Raw genomic sequence first — 23,940 nt, 5'->3', positions numbered from 1 at the left:
TGCTCGCGCGACTAGGCCACAGCGGTCCCGCGCGAGGCTTCCAGCTCGGCCAACCGACGACGACGCTGCTCTGCCTGGAGAGCGGGGTCCGGAACCGGCACCGCGGCGACGAGCTCGCGGGTGTACTCCTGCTGCGGATTCGAGAGCACACTCGACCGCTCACCATGCTCGATGAGACGGCCCCGACGCAGCACGGCCACACGATCACACAGCGAGTCGACCACGGCGAGATCGTGACTGATGAACAGACAGGCAAAGCCGAGCGAGGCCTGCAGCTCTCGGAACACATCGAGCACGCGCGCCTGAACGGACACATCGAGCGCGCTGGTGGGCTCGTCCGCGATGAGCAGCACCGGATCGAGCGCGACGGCCCGGGCGATCGACACCCGCTGACGCTGACCGCCGGAGAGCTGATGACCGTAACGGGTGAGCCAATCACCCGAGAAGCCCACCGACTCCAACACGGAGACGGTGCGTTCCCGCAGCTCCCTGCCGCGCAGGCCGAGTACGACCCGCAGCGGCTCCGACACGGTCTGCTCCACGGTGTATCGGGGGTTCAATGACGCTGCCGGATTCTGAAAGACGACCCCGACCTTCCTGCGCATCTCTCGGCGTTCGGCACGACCCGCGTGCACGACGTCGTGACCCGCGACGCGAACGCTCCCCTGGGTAACGGGCGACAGCCCGATCGCCGATCGTCCGATCGTGGTCTTACCGGAACCGGACTCGCCCACCAAGGCGAGGATCTCAGACGGCTGCACGGAGAACGTCACTCCATCGACGGCGCGGAAGACACCGCGACGACGGGAATGGAAGTCGACGACGAGGTCGGACACTTCGAGCACGGCGGGCTTCGCGTGATCCACCTCAGTCGCCTCTCGTCCCCCGATGCGAGGTACCGATGCCAGCAATTCCTGGGTGTAGGGCGCCTCCGGTCGCGAAAACACCGCGACGGCTCCGCCGCTCTCGACCACGCGCCCGTTCCGCATGACGACCACCCGATCGGCGAGGTCGGCAACGACACCCATGTCGTGGGTGATGAGAAGGATTCCGCAGGAGAGCCGCTCACGAAGACCGCGGAGCACATCGAGGATCTCCGCCTGAACGGTGACGTCGAGAGCCGTCGTCGGCTCGTCCGCGATCAGCAGCTCCGGCTCGCTCGCCAGCGCCATGGCGATCACCACTCGCTGGCACTGCCCGCCGCTCAGCTGGTGCGGGTAGTAGCCGAGCCGCTTCTCGGGCTCCGGAATCTCGACGCGCTCCAGCAGCTCGATCGTGCGGGCGCGAAGCTCCCGTCGACTCAGCGATGGGTCCTGGCGGCGGACCGACTCCATGACCTGGAAGCCGATCGAGAAGACCGGGTTCAGCGCACCCTGCGGGTCTTGGAAGACCATCGCCGCGCGCTTGCCGCGCACCTCGCGCAGCACCGCCTCATCCGCGCCGATCAGTTCGTCCTCACCGAGGCGGACGCTGCCCGATACGCGCGCGTTGCTCGGCAGCAGCCCGAGGACGGCCATCGCGGTGGCCGTCTTGCCCGAGCCCGACTCCCCCACCAGAGCGACGACTTCGCCGGCGGCGACTTCCAACGAGACGGCTTCGACCGCGCGGGCCGTGATCCCGTCGACGGTGAAATCGATCGCGAGGTCGTCGATCGTGAGTAGTGGCTGTGTCATGTGGTCTCCTGATTCGCACGAGCGTCGCGTTCGGCTTTCGCCGCTTCCCAGTCGCCGAGCATCTTCCGGTGATACGAGATCACCCACGACATGTAGTCGCGACCGTTCACGAGACGCTCGCGCGCGTGTTGATCGTCGATGCCCAGCTCGAGGCCTCGCGTCATGAGTTCGCGCATCCGCTCGAGGAACTTGCGCTCCCCCGCGAGCCATCCGCCCCAGACGTCGCTCTCCATGCGGAAGTAGTGACTCCGGTCTCCCGGCACCGCGTGCCGACGGACGAACCCCGCCTCCACGAGGCGCCTCGTCGTCATCGACACCGATCCCGCGCTCGCGTTCAGCGCCTCCGCTAGGTCAGCCGAAGAGATGTAGGGGCTCTCCATCACCATCAGGTAGCCCAGAATCCGGCCCTCCATCCGAGGCGACCCGGAGGACTCCCATTGGAGCCCGAAGTCCTCGGCGAAGGCGCGGCGTGCAGCCTCTCTGCGATCGATCTCTGAATCCGTCACGTCTGCGTCCACCTTCGTCGTCACGTCAACTCCGATCGAAATTCACGAAAGTTCGAAGTTTCAGCATAGGAGCAGCTCAGCCGGAGCACGGTCGTGACTCACTCATCATCGATGTCACCGTGCGGCCACATCGTCATGCCACCGCCACCCGACACCGACACCACCCGATCGCCCTCGAACCGGTACCGCAGCAGCTCGCCCGGAGAGCCGAACCCCGTACCGCTCACGATCCGCAGCGAGTCGGGACCTGCCACCTCCATGACCTCGACCGAGGACACCGGAGACGCTGCGCTGGGGTGCACCATCACAATCCGTTCACCCAGCTGCACCACATCGGCCGGACCCCACATGTTCGCGAACCGACCGGTGAACCGCGACGCGTCCGGCGTGCTCGCGGTGGCAGGCTTCTCCGCCGCGTAGTCGAGGAGCGCGAGGATTCCCTGAGAGAGCTCGGCAGCCGGGCCGTCGACCGAGTTCGTGAGGACGCTGACCACCAGGCCCGTGTGAGGATCGAAGACGCTCCGAGTGATGTGCCCGGGGTAGCCTCCGCTGTGCCCGAACACCTCGTGGGAGCCCACCTTCTCGGAGATCATCCCGAGACCGTAGTGCGCAGCTGCCGCATCGTCGGGATCGGAGATCCACTCGTGCCGCTGCTGGAGCCTCTTGCTCGCGTCGGAGAGCATCCGCTCGTCCCCGAAGGAGTGCGCAGAGAAGTAATGCGTGAGATCCTCCGCCGTGGAGAAGAACCCGGTGGCCGCAGCCATGGCACGCGTGTCCACGTGGTCGACCCTCCGGCGCGTGCGTGAGAGATGCAGGCCGGTGTGGGCGGCGGCGAACTCGGACGCGCGCGCGTCGTCCCATTCGGGTCCGGTGTTGCCGAGTCCCAGTCGCGCGCAGATCTCCTGGGCGACGTAGGCGTTGTAGCTGCGACCCGACGCCGCCGCGATGATCAAACCCAGAAGCGAGTACCCGATGTTGGTGTACTTGAACTTCTCGTTGCGATCGAGCACCTTGCCCTCACGGATCAAGATCTCCAGGAGTTCAGCTTCATCGGGGAACGGTCGCGAGTGCTGCCAGTAGTCGCCGTCGAGCCCGTCGCGGATGATTCCGCCCGAGTGCCCGAGGAGCTCTCGAACGGTCACCTCCGCGACCGCACTGCCCGCCAGAGACGGGACGAAGGACACGGCCGTGTCATCCAGGCGGAGTGCACCGGCCTCGGCCAGCTGAAGGATCGCGGTCGCGGTGAAGGTCTTGGAGTGGGACGCGATCCGGAAGAGGTGGTCGGTCGTGAGAACTTCGCCGGTCTCGATGTTCGCGACGCCGGAAGCACCCGAGAGCTGCAGCTCTCCGTCGAATCTGACTGCGTATTGAACTCCCGGGGTCCGCAGGGCCCAGCGGCGATAGTCCACCCACGATCGCAGATAGGGAATCGCAGCACGCATGCTGGTCAGCTGGTCGGCCGTATACGGGGCGGACGTCGTCATTGGTACCTCTCTATGGTGCAGGTCGGTGTCACGCGGTGCGGCGGGGATCGAATGCCGCGCGGAGCGAGTCGCCGAGCACGATGACGCAGAACACCGTGACGGCGAGGAAAAGCGAGGGGAAGATCAACAGGTGCGGGGCCATCTGGAACTTCGACTGGGCGCTCGCAAGCTGCAGGCCCCAGGAGATCGCAGGCGCTTCGAGTCCGATCCCGAGGTACGTCAGCGTGGATTCCGCGACGATCACCGAGCCGATCATGATCGTCGAGACCACGATGACGGCGCCCATCGCGTTCGGAAGGATGTAGCGGCCGATCACCCGCGCGGAGCTGAGGCCCATCGTGCGCGCGGCGAGAACGTACTCCGAGTTCGCCACCCCGCGAACCGAACTTCGCACGAGACGCGCGAGCGTCGGCCAGGAGAACAGCGCGAGCACGATCGAGACTGACCAGACGTTCCGCTCGGCGACGCTGTTCAGCGCGATGATCGCTCCGAGGAGGAACGGGAAGCCGAGGAAGACGTCCGTCAACCGTGAGATGACCATGTCGGCCCAACCGCCCCGGGTACCGGCGATGACTCCGAGGGCGACCGCGACCAACAGTGCCAACCCGGTCGTGAGGACGCCCACGGTGATGGACGACTGGGTTCCGAAGATGACGTTCGCATAGACGTCGCACCCCTGCACGTCGAACCCGAAGGGGTGCCCGGCCTCGGGTCCATCGATGCTCCGTGTCAGGTCGCACACGCGGGGGTCGCCGTTGCCGAACAGCCCCGCGAAGAAAGCGGGGAACGCGGAGATGATGAGCAGTACCAGCAGGATCGCTGCAGGGACCACCACTCCGGGGCGACGCACCGCCCGCCTCCACCGACCTCTGCTCGGTCTCGTCACAGCTGGGGTCTGGAAAAGTGCATCAGTCATGGCGGATCCTCGGGTCGAGGAGGGTGTGCAGGAAGTCGACGAGAGCGCTCGTCAGGAGGAACACCAGGATCAGTGCGGTCGAGATGCCCACCACGGTGGGACCTTCATGAGCTCGGATCGCGCTGAACAGCAGATTGCCGATGCCCGGGAGGTTGAAGATCCCCTCGACCACGACGGCTCCCCCGAGGAGGTACCCGAGGTCCGTCGCCAAGAAGGTCACGGCGGGAATGGCGGAGTTCCGGAGCACATGGACACCGACGATTCGCGAGGGCGCCAGACCCTTCGCCCGAGCCGTTCGGACGTAATCCATGCCGAGGTTGTCGATCATCGAGGTGCGGATGAGCCGAGAGACGACCGCCAACCCGTAGATGGCGATGACGGCGGCCGGGAGGATGAACGCGACGGGCCAGCCCGCTTTGTCTCCCGCGACGGGGAGAATGCCCCACCGCACCCCGAACAGCAGCTGCGCGGACACTCCCACGACGAACACCGGGATCGACGTCGCGAGGATCGTCGTGATCAGGATGCCCCGATCGATCCAGGTATCGCGTCGGAGAGCTGCGATGATCCCCAGTCCGAGCCCGACGATGATCTCGAGCGCCCACGCGCTCAGGCCGAGCACGATCGTGACGGGCAGCGCGCGAAGCATCTGCTCACCCACGGACCGACCCAAGAAGTCGGTGCCGAAGTCTCCCGTCAGAAGTCCGCCGATGTAGCGCAAGTACTGCACGATCAGCGGATCATCGAGGTGGTAGGCCGCGCGGAGAGCCGCCACCGTCGTATCCGAGATCGGACGCTCGCCTCCGAGCGCACGAATCGGGTCGCCGGGAAGCGCGAACACCATCGCGTAGATTATGAAGGTCACACCGAAGAAGACGATGACCAGTCCAAGGAGCCTCTGGCTCAGTGATCGGATCATGATGCGCCCTCCCCGAGGCCGTGGAACGCCGCCGCGAGCACCGCACCGTACTGCACCCCGACGAGGTCGGACACCGGGATGACCGCAGCTGTGCTCGCAGCCGCCGCGGCGTCCTGCCACTCGGAATAGATCGACTCCAGACGCGAACGCAGTCGTCGAAGCGGAGCGGGTGCGACCCCCGCGACGCTCTCCGCGTCGAGCGCCCGAAGCAGCATCCCGCCGTAGCGGAGGCGGAAGCAGTGGACCAGGTCCTCGCATCCGAATCGCTCGGCGACGGTGGCCGCCCGCTGCGAAGCGGGCTCTGATGCTCGCGCCCGGTCGACGCGGCCGATGTCCGCGAGCATGGGGACGAATACCTCCGACGCGCTCAGGAAGGGCGATCGGATGCTCAGATGCTCGGACGCCGACGCCAGCACGTCGCCGAGGACCTCGGACGCCTCGATGAGTTGACCGCTCGTGCGGTTCAGAAGCTCGGCGTACGACTCCCCCGCTGGAGACGGGTCGTTCGCGTCCGGGTGGGACCAGTACGGCAGCTCCGCGACGAGCGAGAGCGTGCCGTACCGAGCCGCGTACTCGCTCGAGCTCGACCCTCCGACCATCGTGGTCGGGTCGAGCCCGAGCGCCTCGAGATAGTCGTAGGCGTCCGTGATCGACCCGGTCCCGAAGATCGCGGGAGCGTAGGTCTCGAGGTAGGGGGCTTCCGGCTCGCCCGTGTCGAGGGGCAGCCCGAGCGATGCGGGGAGCTCGTGCAGGAGTCCGTACAACTCCGGAACGGGTCGAGACAGGTAGTAGTAGACGCCGCCCATCTCACCGTTGTGGAGTGCCACGTAGAGATCCGGTCGCACGCGATCGATCTCGCGGGCGAGCGCCTGAGTCTCGGGCATCATCCGGTCGAAATAGGCGCGCTTGTAGGAGGTCGGGAAGGTCCACTCGACCTGCTGGTCGGGCTCGGGCCGGTAGAAGCGTCGGGCGTAGAAGATGCGGTCCTCCGGCGTCGGATACCACTCCTCGTTCAGTCGCGCTCCGTCCGGGTCGATGCACGGCACGATGTGCCAGGTGGCGTCGCTCGCACGGAGCAGCTCAGGGTCGGCGAGGAGTTCGCCGACGAGGTGGAGCGCAGTGCGGAATCCGATCGGCTCATTGGGATGGACTCCCCCCACGATGAGGAACGAGCGCTGTCCACTCCCGATGGTGTATCCGGGGATCGGCTCGCCACGCCTGCTGGTGCCGATGCGGCGACCCGTCATGAGGGCGGGATGCTCTGATGCGAGGCGATCGAACTCGGCGAGCAACGTGTCGATCTCGGGAAAGCCGTCGGCGCGAGGCACCCGGCCGGCTCGCCGGAGGATGTCCTCCGGCGAGCCGGGCATCGGGTGCTCCGATGCGGTGGAGCTGTGGATCACGATCTCAGTCGGCCAGCACGATCTTCGACAGGACCGGGCTGCCGGACACGGCGGGCAGCTCGACCACGCGATCCGAGGTCACGTAGTTGTACGTGGCGGAGAACGTGGGGACTGTCGGGAACGCGTCGAGCACGAACTCCTGCACCGCGGCGTAGCCCTCGTAGGAGTCGTCGAGAGTCTGCGAGGCGTCCGCCTCGAGAAGCAGCTCGTCGACCTCCGGAGAGGAGTACCCGGTGCAGAGGTAGCAGCCGCCGCCCTCGGTGAACAGCGCACGAAGGGTGCTCTGCTGGCTCGGGTAGAGCGCGCCCCAGTGACCGAAGTGAGGTCCGGCCACCGTGTGGTCGACGAGCGACTGCCAGTACTCGGCCCAGTCGGTCGTCGGCGACGCGACCGCGTCGATCCCGAGGTTCTGACGGATCTGGTTCGCGTACGCCTCGAACAGCTCGTCGAGACCGCTTCCGCCCGGGTACACGATGGTCATCGTGCCCTCGTAGCCGCCCGCCTCCGCGAGCTTCGCCTGCGCCGCGTCCACATCGAACTCGCAGAGCTCCGCGCAGATCCCGGCGGGGTCACCGTTCATGTTGGGTGCGGTCAGCGAGTTGGCCGGGGCGTAGAGGCCTCCGTAGATCGCCTCGTTGATCGCGTCGCGGTCGATCGCCATCGAGATGGCCTCTCGGAGCTCCTTGTTCTGCCACTTCTCATCCCAGAGCGGGAACCCGATGTAGTCGACGCCCGGTGCCTGGAGGGAGTAGACGTGGTCCTCGCCGAAGTCGGCGATCGCACTCGTCATCTTCGCGGTCGGGAGGTATTCGAGATCAGCGTTGCCCGCGAGCACATCGTTATATCCCGTGAGGTTGTCGGTGTACGGACGGAAGGTGATCCCGGCGATGGTCGGCGCAGGGCCGGCGTAGTCCTCGTACGCGGTGACCGTGTACTCCTCGGTGTCCTTCCAGGGCTCCGTCATCTCGAACGGACCGTTGCCGATGGGCTCGCGGTCATAGGCATCCAGGTCGTCGTAGGCGGCCTCGGGCATCGGGTAGAAGCCCGTCTGTGCGCCCGTGAGCTGGAGAGGGAACTGGCTGTCCGGCCCGACGAGCTCGACGGTGAACGTCAGGTCGTCGACGACCGTGAGCCCCGACATGGCGTCGGTCGTCGGGTCGCCCTCGGCGGGGTTCAGGTCGTCGTAGCCGACGATCGACGCGAGCTCCCAGCTGTTCTCCCAGGCGTTGGGTCCGTAGGCCGTGAAATTCCAGGCGTCGACGTAGCTCTGCGCGGTGACCGGCTCACCGTTGTGGAACGTCCAACCGTCCTTCAACGTGATGGTCCACGTCGTCGCGTCATCGCTCTCGACCGACTCGGCCGCGAGCATCGAGGTGTTTCCCTCCGCGTCGAGATCGACCAGCGGCGAGAACACACTCATCACCTGATCGAATGCGACCGTCTGACGCCCGGGCGTCAGGTGGTCCGGCTCGCCGCCGGCGAAGATGAGGATGTCGTCGCTCGTCTCGGGCTCGGAACCGCCTGTGGCACAGGCGGTCAGGCCGATCAGTGCAACGGACGCGATCACGAGAGCGCGCACGGTACGGGGCTTTTGCATAGTGCCTCCCTTGGCCGACGGCACGCCTCGGCCGTCGTCGGATTCGGGATCACCGAAATGGGGATCTCAAGGTGCAGCAACAGATTATGGGAGCGATGTGTGCTGAACCTCGCGAAGATTCAATACGCAATGAACCTTTTACAGAGCCGAAACATCCCACATAGGTTCGCGCTCGTCAGACGTCCACGCGCGACCGGTCGAGCCCCTGACCGGCCACGATGAACTCCTTGCGGGGGGCGACATCGTTGCCCATGAGCAGTTCGAACACCCGGTTCGCCGCGTCGGCATCCTCGATCCGCACCCGCCGCAAGGTCCGATGCGCTCTGCTCATCGTGGTCTCCGCCAGCTGATCGGCATCCATCTCACCGAGGCCCTTGTACCGCTGGATCGGATCCTGGTACCGCTTACCCTGCCGTTTGATGGTCGCGAGGACATTCGTGAGCTCCTGCTCGGAGTAGGTGTAGATCACCTCGTTCGGCTTTGAGCCGGGGTTCGTGACGACCACCCGGTGGAGCGGAGGGACAGCCGCGAAGACCCGACCTTCCTCGATCATCGGACGCATGTAGCGGAAGAAGAGAGTGAGCAGGAGCGTCCGGATGTGGGCACCGTCGACGTCCGCGTCGCTCATGATGATGACCTTGCCGTAGCGTGCGGCGTCGATGTCGAAGCTACGCCCCGATCCCGCTCCGACCACCTGGATGATCGAGGCGCACTCCGCGTTGCCCAGCATGTCGGCCACCGAGGCCTTCTGAACGTTGAGGATCTTCCCCCGGATCGGCAGCAGCGCCTGATGTTCGCTGTCGCGAGCGAGCTTCGCCGTTCCGAGTGCCGAATCACCCTCGACGATGAACAGCTCGGTGTCCGCGACATCCGTCGATCGACAGTCGACGAGCTTCGCCGGCAGCGACGAGCTCTCGAGGGCGTTCTTCCGGCGCTGCGTCTCCTTGTGCGCGCGTGCCGAGATTCGGGACTTCATCTCGGCGACGACCTTGTCGAGCACGAGCGAGGTCTGCGCCTTGTCATCGCGCTTGGTACTCGCGAACCGCTCCTGCAGGCCCTTGACGACGGCGCTCGACACGATCGCTCGCACAGCGGGCGTGCCCAGTACCTCCTTCGTCTGCCCCTCGAACTGAGGCTCGGGCAACCGGACGGTGAGGACCGCCGTGAGGCCCGCGAGGGCGTCATCCTTCTCGAGCTTGTCGTTACCGGCCTTCAACCGGCGAGCATTGCGCTCCACCTCGGCGCGCAGGAACTTCAGAAGGCCCTGCTCGAACCCGGTCTGGTGAGTTCCCCCCTTGGGCGTCGCGATGATGTTCACGAAGCTCTTGAAGACGGTGTCGTATCCGGTCCCCCAGCGCAGGGCGAGATCGACCTCGCACTCGCGTGACAACTCGGTCGGAACCATGTGGCCGTTCTCTTGAAGAACCGGGACCGTCTCGGTGTAAGAACCCGTGCCCTGGATCCGCCAGATGTCGGTGACCCCGGAATCCGGCGCAAGGTGCTCCACGAACTCGCTGATGCCCCCGTCGAAGCGGAAGCTCTCGACCGTCGACTCCTCGCCCCGCTCGTCGCGGATTTCGAGGCCGAGTCCGGGAACGAGGAAGGCCGTCTGCCGGGCGCGACCGATGAGTTCCTCCGCCTGGAAACCCGCACCCTTGGTGAAGATCTGACGGTCGGACCAATAACGGATGCGCGTGCCGGTGACGCCCTTGGCCACCTTGCCGACGACGCGCAGTTCGCTCCCCGAGACGAACGGGCTGAACGGGGCGTCCGGGGTCGGCTCCCCCGCGTCGGCGAAGATGCCCGGCTCGCCTCGGTGGAACGACATGGCCCATGTCTTGCCGTCCCTGTCGACCTCGACGTCGAGCCGCTCCGAGAGAGCATTGACGACGGATGCGCCGACGCCATGAAGACCACCGGACGCTGCATACGATCCGGAGCCGAACTTGCCGCCCGCGTGAAGCTTGGTGAAGACCACCTCGACGCCCGAGAGTCCCGTCTTCGGCTCGATGTCGACCGGGATGCCGCGCGCTCGGTCGCGCACCTCCACCGACGAGTCGGGGTGCAGGATGACCTCGATGTTGTCGCCGTGCCCGGCGAGGGCCTCATCGACCGAGTTGTCGATGATCTCCCAGAGGCAGTGCATCAGACCCCGGGAATCGGTCGACCCGATGTACATCCCCGGTCGTTTCCGGACGGCCTCGAGACCCTCGAGAACGGAGAGATGTCGGGCGTTGTAGTCGGTCACCGACCGAGACTATCCGGCACCACCGCGGCCGGCCGTGCGGCACACCGCGCCACCGCAGTGACGCTCAGCCGCCGAACTGCTGAACCCAGTGAACTGTTCCGTTCGAGGACTTCGCCCAGCACGCCCCCATGCGTGTGTAGCGAGGCTCGAGGATGTTCGCACGGTGCCCGGGCGACTTCATCCAGGCGTTCGTCACCGACGCCGACGTCGAGTAGCCGTACGCGACGTTCTCACCCCAGAGGCGATAGGACGTGACGTTCGTGCTGTGCTTGAGGGTTCGCTTCGCGGCGAGCTTCTGCGCCCAGGCGCACGCGGCGCGTGTGAGCGCCGGGCTGTCCTTCAGCGGCTTCAGCCCCCGCGCGACTCGCTGCGTGTTCGTGATGGACAAGAGCTTGCCCGCCTTCACCACCTTGACCACCGATCCACTGGCCGCTCGAGTCTCTGACGCGGCCACCGCCGGACCTCCGGCCACGACCGTGGAAACGAGAACGGCCGCCATGGCCACGGATGCCAGTGTGCGTCGTTGACGACGATTCGGGCGCACAGATGTAGTCAAGTTGATTTCCCCCATGACGAGCGAGACTACGTATTCCCGCGCCAGCATCCAAGCCTTCCCAGGTTCTGCACGGCGTCAGCACAGCTACGCCACGGGCGAAATACCCCGCCACATCCAGAATCTCCGCACCGCTCGTGCTTACATGGACCAACGCACCGCAACCGCACCCGAGGGAAGGAGCAGGACCCATGTCCCAGATCGCGAGTGATGGCACCGTCGAGCTGGAGCGTCCCGCGCTCAGTGCCCTCGACCGGTGCGACATGTGTGGAGCCCAGGCCTACGTCCGTGTGACCCTGGCCTCGGGCGAGCTGCTGTTCTGCGCGCACCACGGCACGGAGTACAAGCCGAAGCTCATCGAGACCGCCCTCGACTGGCACGACGAGTCCAGCCGGCTCCAGGAGCCTGTCGCTGAGTGAACGACCGTCGGCGGCGCGATCCGGCTTGCTCCGCCTGGCACGCATCGATCTCGATGCTCTGATCCAGAATCTCGACCGGCTCGATCCACCGTTTCTCGACGGCCGTGCCGACGCCTACGGTCACGGCCTCGCGCTCGTCGCGCCCATCGCTCTCGCGCATGGTGTCACGAGCATTGTCGTGAGTGACGAGGCTGCAGCCGCGCGGTCCCGAGAGTGGGGTTTCCGCGAGGTCCTCAGCGACCGCAGTATCGCGGTCGACCCCCAGTGGGGAGAGGCGACCTACGGGCTCCGCGAGGGCTTCAGCCCTCTGATGACACTCGTCGGTGAGGTCATCGCCGTTCGGCGGGTCAACGGCGGCGAGGGTGTCTCCTACGGCTACACGTATCGCACGGCCTCGGAGACGACACTCGCACTCGTCGGTCTCGGATACGCAGACGGCGTGCCCCGCCTCGCGTCCAACCGCGGAGAGGCGTTCATCGGCGGGCACAGACATCCGCTCGTCGGCCGGATCGCGATGGATCAGTTCGTCCTCGACTGTCACGACGCAGAGGTGACGGTCGGCGACGAGGTCACGGTATTCGGCGACACCACCCGTGGAGCGCCCTCCGCGCTCGAATGGGGCGCGTGGACCGAGCGCTCGGCCCCTGCCCTCACCTCGGGTATCGCCGAACGCGTCTCGCGGGAGGCCGCATGACGTCGCGGATCGTCGTACACCTCGACGCCATCCGGGAGAACGTGAGTGCTCTCGCGGCGCTCGCGGCGCCCGCCCGGACGATGTTCGCCGTGAAGGCGGACGCCTACGGTCATGGGCTTCTGCCCGTGGCACGTGCGGGTCTCGATGCGGGAGCCGACTCGCTCGCCGTCCTGGATGTCCCGGCAGCCCTGGCCGTGCGCGACGCAGGAATCGAGGTGCCGCTGTTCGCCTGGCTGCACGGAGCGGACACCGAGTTTCGGCCCGCCATCGATTCCCGCGTCGACCTCGGTGTGTCGTCCCTCCGCGAACTCGAACGGATCGCAACTGCAGGTGCGGAGCGTGCGGCTGAGGTACATCTGAAGATCGACACCGGGCTTCACCGCAACGGCGCCGACCCGAAGGATTGGCCGGCGCTCGTCGGCGCCGCACTGGATCTGGAACGTCACGGGCGCGTGCGCATCGCGGGGATCTGGTCGCACCTCGCGGATGCGTCGCCCGCCGATGACCGAGCCGCTCTCGACCGCTTCCGGGCTGCCGTCGACATCGCTGGGGAGATGGGCGTGCCGCTCGAGGGTGAACGTCGCCCGGTCCTGCATCTCGCGGCGAGTTCCGCGGGCATCCGCTTCCCGGAGGCGCGACTCGACCTCGTTCGCTTCGGGATCGCCGCATATGGTGTCTCGCCGTTCGACGATGTCGATGCGCCAGGCCTCGGCATGCGCGGCACGCTCAGTATGTTCGCCGATGTCATCGGCGTCGACGGCGACGTCGCGGTGCTCGAGGTGGGGTCAGCGGACGGCATCCCCCCGTCCGTGCTGGGTGCGAGTGGGCGTGGCGCGGAGATCTTGCTCGCAGGGTCACGCGCCGCAGTGCTCGAGGTCGGACTCGACACTCTCCGCGTCCGGATCCCCGAAGGCACGACCGTCGCGCTGGGCGACGAGGCCGTCGTGTACGGCCCGCACGCCGGCGCACCGTCCGTGGAGGACTGGGCGCACTGGGCCGCAACGATCGGCGACGAGATCCTCGCCCGATCGTCGCGCCGACTCCCCCGGCACTACACGGGCTGAGTCAGCCGACGCGGCGGATGACGCCGAGCGGCGTGGATTCGTGCCCTTGACCGATCGGATTGTCCTTCAGCACGCGGACCGCGAGCTTCTCGTCGTCGGCACTCACCGTGGATCCGAGGATGTTCCCGCCGAGGTCGTTGATGTCGACGAGCAGCACCTGCACGTCGAGCCCGTGACCGGCGAGAAGCTCGCGAATGCGCTCGCTCACGCGATACGGCTCCGCCGCCGTCAGCACGACCATCTCGTCGTAGGGAGGAATCGTGGGGTAGCCCGGGCCGTCGATTCCCCGGGCCTTCTTTCCCGCCACACGGTAGAAGTCGCCGGTGCGGCCGAACAGCTTCGAGACGACCGAGACCGCGGCAGCGACGAGGATCCGAGGCGTCCCGACTTCGCGGATCGCCATCTCCATCGTCTCCGGGATGCCGAGGCCGACACCCCACGGAGTCTTCACCACGTGCTTCGACAGCCACGTCGCCAACGGACGCGCCGCGACCTCCGAGACGGGGTATGCGCGCCCCTGGGAGGCGGCCACCATCTTCTCGGTCATGAAGAACCAATCGCCGTCGCGCAGGTGCTCGAGCCCGTAGGTCTCGACCACCGGCTCCAGCGGCTCGCCAGGAAGAACGACGTGCGTCTTGATCGGAATGCGCTCGAACGAGACGCCGTCGATCTCGACGACGCGCGGGCGGTTGCGCTCCTGATAGGGGCGGTGGGCCATCCGGTTCTTACTCCAGGTAGTCGCGGAGCGACTGCGACCGCGACGGGTGACGCAGCTTCGCCATCGTCTTCGACTCGATCTGACGGATGCGCTCGCGCGTGACACCGAACGTGTCGCCGATCTGATCGAGCGTCTTCGGCATGCCGTCGCCCAGTCCGAAGCGCATACGGATCACGCCCGCCTCGCGCTCGGACAGCGAGTCCAGGAGCGATTCGAGCTGCTTCTGCAGCATCGTGAACCCGACCGCGTCCGCCGGCACGACCGCCTCGGTGTCCTCGATCAGGTCACCGAACTCGCTGTCGCCGTCCTCTCCGAGAGGCGTGTGCAGCGAGATCGGCTCGCGGCCGTACTTCTGCACCTCGATGACCTTCTCGGGGGTCATGTCGAGCTCGCGCGAGAGCTCTTCCGGAGTGGGCTCGCGGCCCAGATCCTGCAGCATCTGCCGCTGGACGCGCGCGAGCTTGTTGATGACCTCGACCATGTGAACCGGGATACGGATCGTGCGTGCCTGGTCGGCCATGGCTCGCGTGATCGCCTGGCGGATCCACCACGTCGCGTACGTCGAGAACTTGAAGCCCTTGGTGTAGTCGAACTTCTCGACCGCACGGATCAGACCGAGGTTGCCTTCCTGGATCAGGTCGAGGAACTGCATACCGCGACCCGTGTAGCGCTTCGCCAACGAAACCACGAGACGCAGGTTCGCACCGAGCAGGTGGCTCTTGGCGCGCTGGCCGTCCCGAGCGACCCAGGCAAGCTCACGCCCCAGCTGAGAGCGCTTCTCGGTGTCCGACATCTGCGACAGCTTCTCTTCGGCGAACAGGCCGGCCTCGATGCGCATCGCGAGCTCGACCTCCTGCTCAGCGTTGAGCAGCGCGACCTTACCGATCTGCTTCAGGTAGTCCTTGACGGGGTCGGCGGTGGCACCGGTGATCGTCGCGGAGTAGACCGGGACCTCGTCGTCGTCCTCAGCCATCGACAGGCGAAGAGCGCCCGTCGGCAGCGGCTCGGTGATAGTGATCGGACCGGAGTCGTCCTTGTCGTCGTCCTTGTCGTCGTCTTCCTTCTCGTCCGACGGCGACTCGTCGTCTGCGTCCGTGTCGTCCGAATCGCTCTGGTCGTCGCTGTCCTCGTCTTCGGCGATCTCCGCGGGCTCCGCTTCGAGCTCCTCGTCGACCTCCTCATCGTCGGAGGCAGTCGCAGGGCCAGCCTTCGAGGTCGGCTTCTTCGCGGCGGAACGGCTCGACGCCTTCGTCTTCGCAGGCGTCTTGGTCGCGGCGGCCGTCTTCTCTGATGCGGGCTTCTCTGATGCCGACGACTTGGTACCGGCCGACTTGGCGCCGGCCGCAGTCTTCGCACGGGTCTTGGTGGCGCCCTCCGGGGTGGCGCTCGTCGCGGACTTCGAGGCGGTGGCCATGCTGACCCCTTTCTCGGGTGGAAACGTACGTCTGGGCAGTACGTAGACCCGTGTCAAGTCCCCCGCGCTCCTTCCTGCTCACGGGGGTGAGTGGGAATCACTGGCGCGGAGACCCGACCGGGTCTTCGTCCTTCATTGTCGCACATCCGGACGACGTCTCCGGCCGCGCGCACGGAACAGTACAACCCACAGAGGGGCTATCTGTATTCCCTCCTCCTCGAGAAGACGGCGCCGGGTGTGCGTGCGGGTCCAGACCACACCGACGGTCCCCACGACGAAGATGAGGAAGCTCGCGAAGAATGCGACGCGGAAGCCGTCGAGGCTGTAGAGCTGCGAGGGCGCTCCCCCTGCGACGCGCAATTCGTCGACGAGGTCGAGCACGACTCCGACGATCAACATGCCCAGGAACCCGCCGACGAAACCGCCCGAATTCGCAACACCCGTCGCCGAGCCATGGGCATGGTGGGGGTTGAGCGTGCGCGCGACGTCGAGACCGATCAGCGAGGCCGGACTGCAGACTCCCACCGCGACGAACAGCAGCATGACGAGCGGCACCGGCGGCGCCGACGGCCAGAGCAGGACGGCCGTCCAGATCGCGACCATCGTCCACGTGATGCCCAGCACGAGATCGCTGCGCCGCGTCGGCACCCGCGACACCACGAGTCCGACAATCGGACCCGACACGAGCGTTCCGACGACCATCAGCGAGAAGATCACCGAGGCCAGTGCGGGTTCGTATCCGAGCCCTGCTGTCAGGAAGGGGTATCCCCAGAGGATCCCGAGCATCGCGGGCGTCGTGCCACCGAGCAGGTGAGCCCAGAAACCCAGGCGCGTCCCAGCGCGTCCGAGACTTGCACGCAGCCCCATCTCGGCGGGATCGATCACGATCAGTTCTGCGGTCGTCGTGAGCCGCGCGCCATTGCGGATGGCCACCGCCGCCACGAGCGCGGCCACACCCGAGCCGATCGCCGCGACGAGGAACGCGGGCGTCCATCCCACAGAGTGGAGGAGCAGCGCGAACGGCACGGTGGACACGACCTGCCCGAGCTGACCCGTCATCCCGACCCATTGCGATAGCTGCGGGACGATCGGGCCCCTGAACCATCCCGGGAGCAGCCGGATGACGCTCACGAACGTCGCGGCGTCACCCGCGCCGACAAGGATCCGCGCGACGATCGCCCAGCCGACTCCGCCCGCGAACGCGAGCATCACCTGGCCTCCCGCGATGACGATCGCTCCAACGAGGATGAGCAGCGACGGGCCGACCCGGTCCGCGAGCACTCCGACCGGGATCTGCAGGGCCGCGTACACGACGATCTGGACCACAGCGACCATCGAGATCGCTGCGGCGTTGACCGCGAAGCGGTCGGTCGCCTCGACGCTCGCCACCCCGAACGAGGTGCGCTGCACCACCGCCACGAGATAGGCGAGCGAGGCGCCCGCGAAGACGATCCAGGACTTCGCGGAGTTCACGCTCCCAGGCTACGCGCGCGGATCCTCACGCCGTGACGCGAGGAAACGCTCCAGCTCCGCCGCGATCGTCTCGGCGTTGGGCAGCTCCCCGGACTCGTCGACGAGGGGCGACGGAATGGGGTTCTCCTCCATGTAGCTGTCGTGCCGCGCCTCCAGCGTCGCCACGAGGCGCTCGAGCTCGGCGTTGCCTCCGACCTGCTCCTCCACCTTCTGCATGAACTCCCTGCTCTGCTCGCGGAGGTCGTCCGTCGGGAAGATGAGACCCGTGGCCGCGCTGATGCTCTCGAGAGCGGCCACGGCGGCAGCCGGATACTCCGTGTCGGCCAGGTAGTGCGGGATCAGCAGGACGAACCCCGCTGTCAGATGGCCCTTCTGTTGCAGTCGGTACTCCACGAGATGCAGCGCGTTCCCAGGCACCTGGGTGCGAGGGCGCCAGATCGAGTAGGCGTCGGTGAGGTCCGTCCGGTTGCCGCTCACCGTCACGCCGATCGGTCGTGTGTGCGGTGTCGGCATCGGGATGGAGTGGATCCACGTCGTGTCGGCGACCTGGAAGCGGTCGACGAGGTCCACGACCGCCTGAGTGAACGCCTCCCACTGGAAGTCGGGTTCGTAGCCCGTCAACAGCAGGAACGGTCGGTGCAGCTCGTCGTGCGCGAGCTGCAGCACGAGGCGCGCGGGACGGTACTCGGAAAGGTGATCACCATCGAAATACATCGACGGTCGGCGCGCCCGGTAATCGAGCAGCGCGTCGTTCTCGAACACAGCGATGTCGCGTGTCTCGATGGTCTCGCCGAGATAGTCGATCAGCTGCGAGACCGCAGAACCGGAATCCGTGAATCCCGTGAGCCCGGCGACGAGATGCAGGCCCGCGGGCACATCATCGGAATCGCCCACCAGCTCGTACAGGGCACCGGGATCTCGCATGCAGCGAGTCTACGAGCCGCCGCTGGACGCTGCCGGAGACCGGGGGTGTGCCGCATGGCGCTCACAGCGAACAACGCCGCCCGTCGCGGATAGCCTGACCTCATGTCTGCTCCCGCGCTCCGCATCACGACCGACCCTCTCTCCGACATCGATGCCGACGTGCTCGTCCTGGGCGTCGCTCGCGGAGACGATGGGCCGACACTGCTCGCTCCCGCGGGAGCCTTCTCCGAGTTGCAGGGCATGCTCGGTCAACTCGGCGTGACGGGTGCCGCGGACGAGTACCGGCGTCTGCCCGCGGTCGACGGGCTGGCCGTGCCGGTGGCGCTCATCGGAGTCGGCCCCGAGGTGAGGAGGGATTCTCTCCGACGCGCGGCGGGTGCGGCCGCCCGTCAGTCCGCAGGCATCCAGCGCCTGGCGCTCTTCCTCCCTGTCGATGATGCGGAGCAGGCCGAGGCGGTCCTCGAGGCAGCGGGTAGCGGGGCCTACGCGTATCTGGCCTACAAGACGGGCAGTGCCGACACGAAGCGTCCGCCGGAGGAGATCGTGCTGCACGTATCGGGTCCTCTCGAGATCACGGGAATCGCCGAACGAGCGACCGCGACCTGCGAGGCGATGCACGCCGTCCGGAATCTCGTGAACGAGCCCGCGTCCGACCTCTACCCGGCGACCTTCGTCGAGCGCGCACGCTCGCTCGCACGCGAGCTGCCGATCACCTTCGAGGAGCTGGACGAGACGGCTCTCGCCGACGGCGGCTACGGGGGCATCCTCGGAGTGGGTTCCGGGTCCGCGCGACCCCCGCGACTTCTCGTCGCTCGATACACCCCGGGGAACGCACGCCAACACCTCGCACTCGTCGGCAAGGGCATCACCTTCGATTCAGGCGGGCTCTCGCTCAAGCCTCCCGCCTCCATGCCCACCATGAAGTACGACATGACGGGCGCCGCGACGGCTCTGGCCGTGCTGCTCGCCGCGGCGCGACAGCGGCTCGACGTGCAGATCACCGCCTGGCTGTGCCTCGCCGAGAACATGCCGTCCGGCACCGCGATCCGCCCCGGCGACGTCCTGCACATGTGGAACGGCACGACCGTCGAAGTGACGAACACGGATGCCGAGGGTCGGCTCGTGCTCGCCGACGGCCTGGCGTCCGCCGCCGCCGAGCGTCCCGATCTCCTCGTGGACGTCGCGACGTTGACAGGCGCCGCTCGGGTGGCGATGGGCGACCGCACCACCGCCGTCATGGGCGATGACGAGGCCGTGCAGGCGGTGCTCGCCGCTGCATCCCGAGCCGACGAACCGATGTGGCCGATGCCCCTGCCGCCCGAGCTGCGGAGCGTGCTCGACAGCGACGTCGCGGACATCGCGAACGCGAAGCCGGGCCACACCGCCGGCGGCATGCTCGTGGCGGGCCACTTCCTTCGAGGATTCGTCGGCACCGCGGGCGGCGACGGCCCCGGAGCGCGGACAGGATGGGCTCATCTGGACATCGCGGGACCCGCCTTCAATTCAGGCTCGCCCTATGGCGGCGTCGGTCGCGGACCCACCGGTGTCGCGGTCCGGACGCTCGTCGCTCTGGCCGCGGAACTCGCGACCGCGTAGTAGGGTCGTCGGGGCGGCAAAGAACAAATCTTGCCCCATCTTCCCCTCCTCGCGACACCACCGATCTCGCGGGGTTCCGACACGTGAAGCGCAAGGGAGTTTCTCCGGTGTCCGAGCAGAACTTCGACCTCGTCGTCCTGGGAGCGGGAAGCGGCGGATACGCCGCCGCCCTCCGATACGCCCAGCTCGGCAAGTCCGTGGCCCTCATCGAGAAGGACAAGGTCGGAGGCACCTGCCTCCACGTCGGTTGCATCCCGACGAAGGCGCTGCTCCACTCGGCCGAGATCGCCGACGCGACCCGCGACGCCGCGAAGTACGGCGTGACCGCCGAGTTCACCGGCGTCGACATCGCCGCGGTCACGGCGTACCGCGAGGGCATCGTGTCGGGCAAGTACAAGGGCCTTCAGGCGCACCTCAAGGGGCGCGGCATCACCACCATCGAGGGCGCCGGCCGACTGACCTCCCCCACGACCGTCCAGGTCGGCGACCAGACGATCACGGGAACCAACGTCATCCTCGCGACCGGCTCGTACTCGCGGACGCTGCCCGGTCTCGAGATCGGCGGTCGAGTCATCACCTCCGAGCAGGCGCTCTCGCTCGACTTCGTGCCGAAGAAGGTCGCCGTCCTCGGCGGCGGTGTCATCGGCGTCGAGTTCTCCAGTGTCTGGAAGAGCTGGGGTGCGGACGTGACCATCATCGAGGCACTCCCCCACCTGGTTCCCAACGAGGACGAGACGATCTCCAAGCACTTCGAGCGCGCGTTCCGCCGTCGCGGGATCGACTACAAGCTCGGAGTTCGCTTCTCGGGCGTGACGCAGAACGAGTCCGGTGTTGTGGTCACCCTCGAGAACGGTGAGACCGTCGAGGCCGACATCCTGCTCGTCGCGGTGGGCCGCGGCCCGCTGACGGCCAACATCGGATACGAAGAGGTCGGCGTTCAGCTCGACCGCGGCTTCGTCGTCGTCGACGACAAGCTCCAGACCACCGTGCCGGGCGTCTACGCGGTCGGCGACATCGTCCCGGGCCTGCAGCTCGCGCACCGCGGCTTCCAGCAGGGAATCTTCGTCGCCGAGGTCCTCGCGGGGCTCGACCCCATCCGCGTCGAGGACGTCAACATCCCGAAGGTGACCTACTCCGACCCCGAGGTCGCCTCTGTCGGTCTTACCGAAGCGAAGGCCGTAGAGCAGTACGGGGCCGACAACGTGACCGCCTTCGAGTACAACCTCGCGGGCAACGGCAAGAGCCACATCATCGGAACCGCCGGCATCGTGAAGGCCGTCCGAGTGAAGGACGGCCCCGTGGTCGGCGTGCACATGATCGGCGCGCGCGTGGGCGAGCTGATCGGTGAAGCGCAGCTTGTCGTCGATTGGGAGGCCTACCCCGAGGACATCGCGCCCTACATCCACGCGCACCCGACTCAGAACGAGGCCCTCGGCGAGACCTTCCTGGCTCTCGCGGGCAAGTCCCTCCACGTCTGATCGCAGCGGCATAAGCTAGAACGACACGGCTGAATAAGGAGCATCACCGATGAGCGAATCCGTAAGCCTTCCGGCGCTTGGCGAGAGCGTCACGGAAGGTACGGTGACCCGCTGGCTGAAGAAGGTCGGCGACCGCGTGGAGGTCGACGAGCCTCTGCTCGAGGTTTCCACCGACAAGGTCGACACTGAGATCCCGTCGCCCATCGCGGGCGTCGTGGAGGAGATCCTCGTCGCCGAAGACGAGACCGTCGAGGTCGGCGCGCCGCTCGTGCGGATCGGCGACGGCACCGGTGGTGGAGATGCGGCACCCGCCGCGCCCGCCGAGGAGCCAGCCCCCGAAGCACCTGCCGAGCCGGAGGCTCCGGCTCCCGAGCCAGAACCGCAGCCTGAGCCCGCGCCGGCCGCTTCGGAGCCCGAGGCTGAGGTCGCCCCTGCGCCCGAGCCTGAACCAGCTGCTCCCGCCGCCGATACAGCTGCGCCCGAACCTGAGCCTGCTGTTGCGCCTGCGCCGGAGCCCGCTGCTGCGCCGGAGCCCGCTCCCGCAGCGGCGGTCACCGAGGCTGCCGCCCCGTCGTCGCACGCCGGGTACGTCACGCCCATCGTCCGCAAGCTCGCCAACGAAAAGGGCATCGCGCTCGACGAGCTCACCGGCACCGGCGTCGGCGGTCGAATCCGCAAGCAGGACGTGCTGGCCGCCGCCGACGCGGGTTCGTCCGCCGCGCCCGCCGCTGCGGCCCCCGCGGCTCCGGCTCTCGAGGTCTCGCCGCTGCGCGGTACCACTCAGCCGATGACTCGCCTGCGCAAGGTGGTCGCCGAGCGCGCCGTGGTGTCCATGAACTCCACCGCACAGCTCACGACCGTGGTCGAGGCAGACGTCACGCGTATCGCCGCCTTGCGCGACGAGGTGAAGGGCGACTTCCTGGCGAAGACGGGCAACAAGCTCTCGTTCATGCCGTTCTTCGCCCTTGCCGCGGCCGAGGCGCTTCGTGCGTTCCCGATCATCAATTCGACCGTGGACGGCGACAACATCGTCTATCCCGAGACCGAGAACATCTCGATCGCAGTCGACACTGAGCGGGGTCTGCTCACTCCGGTGATCCGCAATGCGGGCGACCTCGACATCGCGGGCCTCGCGGCACAGATCGCCGATCTCGCAGAGCGCACGCGCGACAACCGCCTGAAGCCCGATGAGCTCGCGGGTGGCACGTTCACGCTCACGAACACCGGCTCGCGCGGCGCGCTGTTCGACACGCCTGTCGTGTTCCTGCCTCAGGTCGCGATCCTGGGCACCGGCGTCGTCGCGAAGAAGCCCGTGGTCGTGAGCGACAGCGGTTCCGACGCGATCGCCATCCGCTCGACGGTGTACCTCGCGCTCTCGTACGACCACCGGATCATCGACGGAGCCGACGCGGCTCGCTTCCTCGGCGCCATCAAGGCGCGACTCGAGGCGGGCGACTTCCGCGGCTCGCTCGGCATCTAAGGCTCCGCGACCCAGTCGCGGATCCGCCACCCGGCCTCGCTCCTCATCAGCAGGAGCGAGGCCGGGGCCGTCTCCGGCCCGAAAGCGAGCAGAGCGGCGTCACCGAGCCGCTCCACCACCCGCACCTCACCGGCGGGCCGTGGGATCGCACTCGACTCATCCCCCGCGATCATGCCGCTGATCGCCGCACGATCTGCGCCAAGCGCCGCTGAACCCGCCTGGTCGACCGTCTCCAGACACAGCATCGAGAGCTCGCGGAAGCACTCCTCCCGCTGGTCGAGCAGCGCCACAGCGGCGACGATCGGATCCTCGTCCATCACAGGATCCGGACTCTCCAGATCGCCTTCTGCGACGGCCGCCGGGTGCTCGCCGCCGGGCGTCGCAGGCGGATCGAACCCCGGCTCCACCCGCGACTCCGGATCCGGAAGCACCGACATGAGGAAGGCGGCGACGGCCACTGCCGCCGCACCCCCGACGACGAGGCGACGCCGTCGCGGTGCAATGCGTGGGACGATGTCGCGCAGTCGGTCGATCGCAAGCACCGCCCAGAGGCGCCGAACCAGAGCCCTCGGGCGGTTCAGGGCATCATCCCCCGGCGCCGGACGCGGCGTCGCCGCGTCGGACGTGTCGGTGTCCCGCGAAGGAGCCGGCTCCACGATTCGCATCGGGGCGGCGAGCTCGGAGAGTCCACTTTCCAGAGCAGCGCAGAGCCGCCAGGGATCGACAGCCATCACGGACTCGGCGAGTGCTGAGGCCGCAGCTGCTCGCCCGCCGGAGACCCGCGCCAGCACGTCGAGCGATACGGCTCGAAGGGCATCGCGGTCCGCCCCGACCGACTCCACACGCGCCAGTTCGACTTCGGGCAGGCCCGCAGTGATCAAATCGGCCCGCGCCATGTCCACGATCACGGGTCCTCCATCGCTCAGCAGCACCTCGCTGCCGCGGAGACCTCCGCACGCGACGCCCGCCCTGTGCATCCGGGCGACGGCGCCCGCGAGAGGCCCGAGTACCCCGACCGCCTCTCCCGCGGTCCACCGATCCCGCAACCCCATGAGCGTTCCGAGGCCGACTCCGCGAACGTGCTCGATGAGCAGGGCCGGTCTCGCTCCGTCATCGATGACATCGATGATCTTCACAACACCCGCGCCCGCCGCCCGTTCCAGGGCCGCCATCTCCCCGAGCACTGTCGCCACACCCTCCGTGCTCGTTGCGCGCACGAGCACTGCGGGCATCGAACCCTCCTCTCCACCGACGTGAACGAGGTGCCGATCGACGTGGGCGCCACGGCCGAGCATCCGGACAGGACGGATCCCCGCGGGGAGAGTGTCAGCAAGAGAAGTCACAACGGCATGATCGGCTCCCGCACGGGTCGATCAGCTCC

Annotated in this window: 20 protein-coding genes; 6 read left to right on the top strand and 14 right to left on the bottom strand. The window is 67.4% G+C overall.

Annotated elements, in window-relative coordinates; all coding sequences use genetic code 11:
* Positions 1-11: 11 nt before the first annotated feature.
* The 9 genes from FVQ89_RS11750 to FVQ89_RS11710 all read right to left on the bottom strand — a co-directional run bounded on the left by FVQ89_RS11750 (position 12) and on the right by FVQ89_RS11710 (position 11,245).
* Complete coding sequence (locus FVQ89_RS11750) at positions 12-1,673, bottom strand: ABC transporter ATP-binding protein (protein WP_147902116.1); 1,662 nt, start codon at positions 1,671-1,673, stop codon at positions 12-14.
* Complete coding sequence (locus FVQ89_RS11745; protein ID WP_255513579.1) at positions 1,670-2,203, bottom strand: GbsR/MarR family transcriptional regulator; 534 nt, start codon at positions 2,201-2,203, stop codon at positions 1,670-1,672. The genes FVQ89_RS11750 and FVQ89_RS11745 overlap by 4 nt, the downstream gene beginning before the upstream one ends.
* A 74-nt stretch (positions 2,204-2,277) precedes the next feature.
* A complete protein-coding gene (locus tag FVQ89_RS11740) occupies positions 2,278-3,663 on the bottom strand; it encodes a serine hydrolase (RefSeq protein WP_222706087.1) in 1,386 nt (461 codons plus the stop codon).
* A 28-nt stretch (positions 3,664-3,691) separates the two neighbouring features.
* On the bottom strand, positions 3,692-4,513 hold the full coding sequence (locus tag FVQ89_RS11735; protein ID WP_255513578.1) for an ABC transporter permease: 822 nt from the start codon (positions 4,511-4,513) through the stop codon (positions 3,692-3,694).
* 58 nt (positions 4,514-4,571) lie between these two features.
* Positions 4,572-5,498 carry an ABC transporter permease gene (locus FVQ89_RS11730; protein WP_147902114.1) on the bottom strand — a complete coding sequence of 309 codons (927 nt, stop codon included), beginning with the start codon at positions 5,496-5,498 and terminating at the stop codon, positions 4,572-4,574.
* Positions 5,495-6,868, bottom strand: a complete 1,374-nt coding sequence (locus tag FVQ89_RS11725; RefSeq protein ID WP_147902113.1) for a M14 family zinc carboxypeptidase — start codon at positions 6,866-6,868, stop codon at positions 5,495-5,497. Before FVQ89_RS11725 ends, FVQ89_RS11730 begins: the two co-directional genes overlap by 4 nt.
* Before the next feature lie 37 nt (positions 6,869-6,905).
* Complete coding sequence (locus FVQ89_RS11720) at positions 6,906-8,498, bottom strand: ABC transporter substrate-binding protein (RefSeq protein ID WP_147902112.1); 1,593 nt, start codon at positions 8,496-8,498, stop codon at positions 6,906-6,908.
* Positions 8,499-8,673: 175 nt separating this feature from the next.
* Positions 8,674-10,746, bottom strand: a complete 2,073-nt coding sequence (locus tag FVQ89_RS11715; protein WP_147902111.1) for a type IIA DNA topoisomerase subunit B — start codon at positions 10,744-10,746, stop codon at positions 8,674-8,676.
* Between the two features lie 64 nt (positions 10,747-10,810).
* On the bottom strand, positions 10,811-11,245 hold the full coding sequence (locus FVQ89_RS11710; RefSeq protein WP_255513620.1) for a CAP domain-containing protein: 435 nt from the start codon (positions 11,243-11,245) through the stop codon (positions 10,811-10,813).
* 245 nt (positions 11,246-11,490) lie between these two features.
* Between FVQ89_RS11710 and FVQ89_RS11705 the strand changes: the two genes are divergently transcribed.
* From FVQ89_RS11705 to FVQ89_RS11695, 3 genes are read left to right on the top strand one after another with little or no spacing between them, the layout of a single operon-like run.
* Complete coding sequence (locus FVQ89_RS11705; RefSeq protein WP_147902109.1) at positions 11,491-11,718, top strand: hypothetical protein; 228 nt, start codon at positions 11,491-11,493, stop codon at positions 11,716-11,718.
* Positions 11,719-11,743: 25 nt separating this feature from the next.
* Positions 11,744-12,412, top strand: coding sequence for an alanine racemase (locus tag FVQ89_RS14730; protein ID WP_370454467.1), 669 nt, complete (start codon positions 11,744-11,746; stop codon positions 12,410-12,412).
* Entirely contained in the window at positions 12,409-13,476 is a 1,068-nt protein-coding gene (locus FVQ89_RS11695) for an alanine racemase (RefSeq protein WP_147902108.1), read from the top strand. The genes FVQ89_RS14730 and FVQ89_RS11695 overlap by 4 nt, the downstream gene beginning before the upstream one ends.
* A gap of 1 nt (position 13,477) precedes the next feature.
* On the opposite strand, the gene FVQ89_RS11690 is transcribed toward FVQ89_RS11695, so the two are convergent.
* The 4 genes from FVQ89_RS11690 to FVQ89_RS11675 all read right to left on the bottom strand — a co-directional run bounded on the left by FVQ89_RS11690 (position 13,478) and on the right by FVQ89_RS11675 (position 18,005).
* Positions 13,478-14,194 carry a coenzyme F420-0:L-glutamate ligase gene (locus FVQ89_RS11690; protein WP_147902107.1) on the bottom strand — a complete coding sequence of 239 codons (717 nt, stop codon included), beginning with the start codon at positions 14,192-14,194 and terminating at the stop codon, positions 13,478-13,480.
* Between the two features lie 7 nt (positions 14,195-14,201).
* On the bottom strand, positions 14,202-15,608 hold the full coding sequence (locus tag FVQ89_RS11685) for an RNA polymerase sigma factor (protein ID WP_147902106.1): 1,407 nt from the start codon (positions 15,606-15,608) through the stop codon (positions 14,202-14,204).
* A gap of 132 nt (positions 15,609-15,740) precedes the next feature.
* A complete protein-coding gene (locus FVQ89_RS11680) occupies positions 15,741-17,081 on the bottom strand; it encodes a nitrate/nitrite transporter (protein WP_147902105.1) in 1,341 nt (446 codons plus the stop codon).
* Positions 17,082-17,090: 9 nt separating this feature from the next.
* Complete coding sequence (locus FVQ89_RS11675; RefSeq protein WP_147902104.1) at positions 17,091-18,005, bottom strand: proteasome assembly chaperone family protein; 915 nt, start codon at positions 18,003-18,005, stop codon at positions 17,091-17,093.
* A gap of 102 nt (positions 18,006-18,107) precedes the next feature.
* Between FVQ89_RS11675 and FVQ89_RS11670 the strand changes: the two genes are divergently transcribed.
* The 3 genes from FVQ89_RS11670 (at position 18,108) to sucB (ending at position 22,559) form a co-directional block, all read left to right on the top strand.
* Positions 18,108-19,601, top strand: a complete 1,494-nt coding sequence (locus FVQ89_RS11670) for a leucyl aminopeptidase (protein WP_147902103.1) — start codon at positions 18,108-18,110, stop codon at positions 19,599-19,601.
* Between the two features lie 107 nt (positions 19,602-19,708).
* Positions 19,709-21,079, top strand: coding sequence for a dihydrolipoyl dehydrogenase (gene lpdA / locus FVQ89_RS11665; protein ID WP_147902102.1), 1,371 nt, complete (start codon positions 19,709-19,711; stop codon positions 21,077-21,079).
* A 49-nt stretch (positions 21,080-21,128) separates the two neighbouring features.
* Positions 21,129-22,559 (top strand): 2-oxoglutarate dehydrogenase, E2 component, dihydrolipoamide succinyltransferase, encoded by a 1,431-nt coding sequence (sucB, locus tag FVQ89_RS11660; RefSeq protein WP_147902101.1) that lies wholly within the window; start codon positions 21,129-21,131, stop codon positions 22,557-22,559.
* Here sucB and FVQ89_RS11655 read toward each other — a convergent pair.
* Entirely contained in the window at positions 22,556-23,791 is a 1,236-nt protein-coding gene (locus FVQ89_RS11655; protein ID WP_147902100.1) for a hypothetical protein, read from the bottom strand. The two genes, sucB and FVQ89_RS11655, sit on opposite strands and share 4 nt — an antisense overlap.
* Positions 23,792-23,940 lie beyond the last annotated feature (149 nt).

This window comes from Homoserinibacter sp. GY 40078 (assembly GCF_008017545.1).
Classification (GTDB): domain Bacteria; phylum Actinomycetota; class Actinomycetes; order Actinomycetales; family Microbacteriaceae; genus Homoserinibacter.
This window is presented reverse-complemented; position numbering and strand designations above follow the sequence as displayed.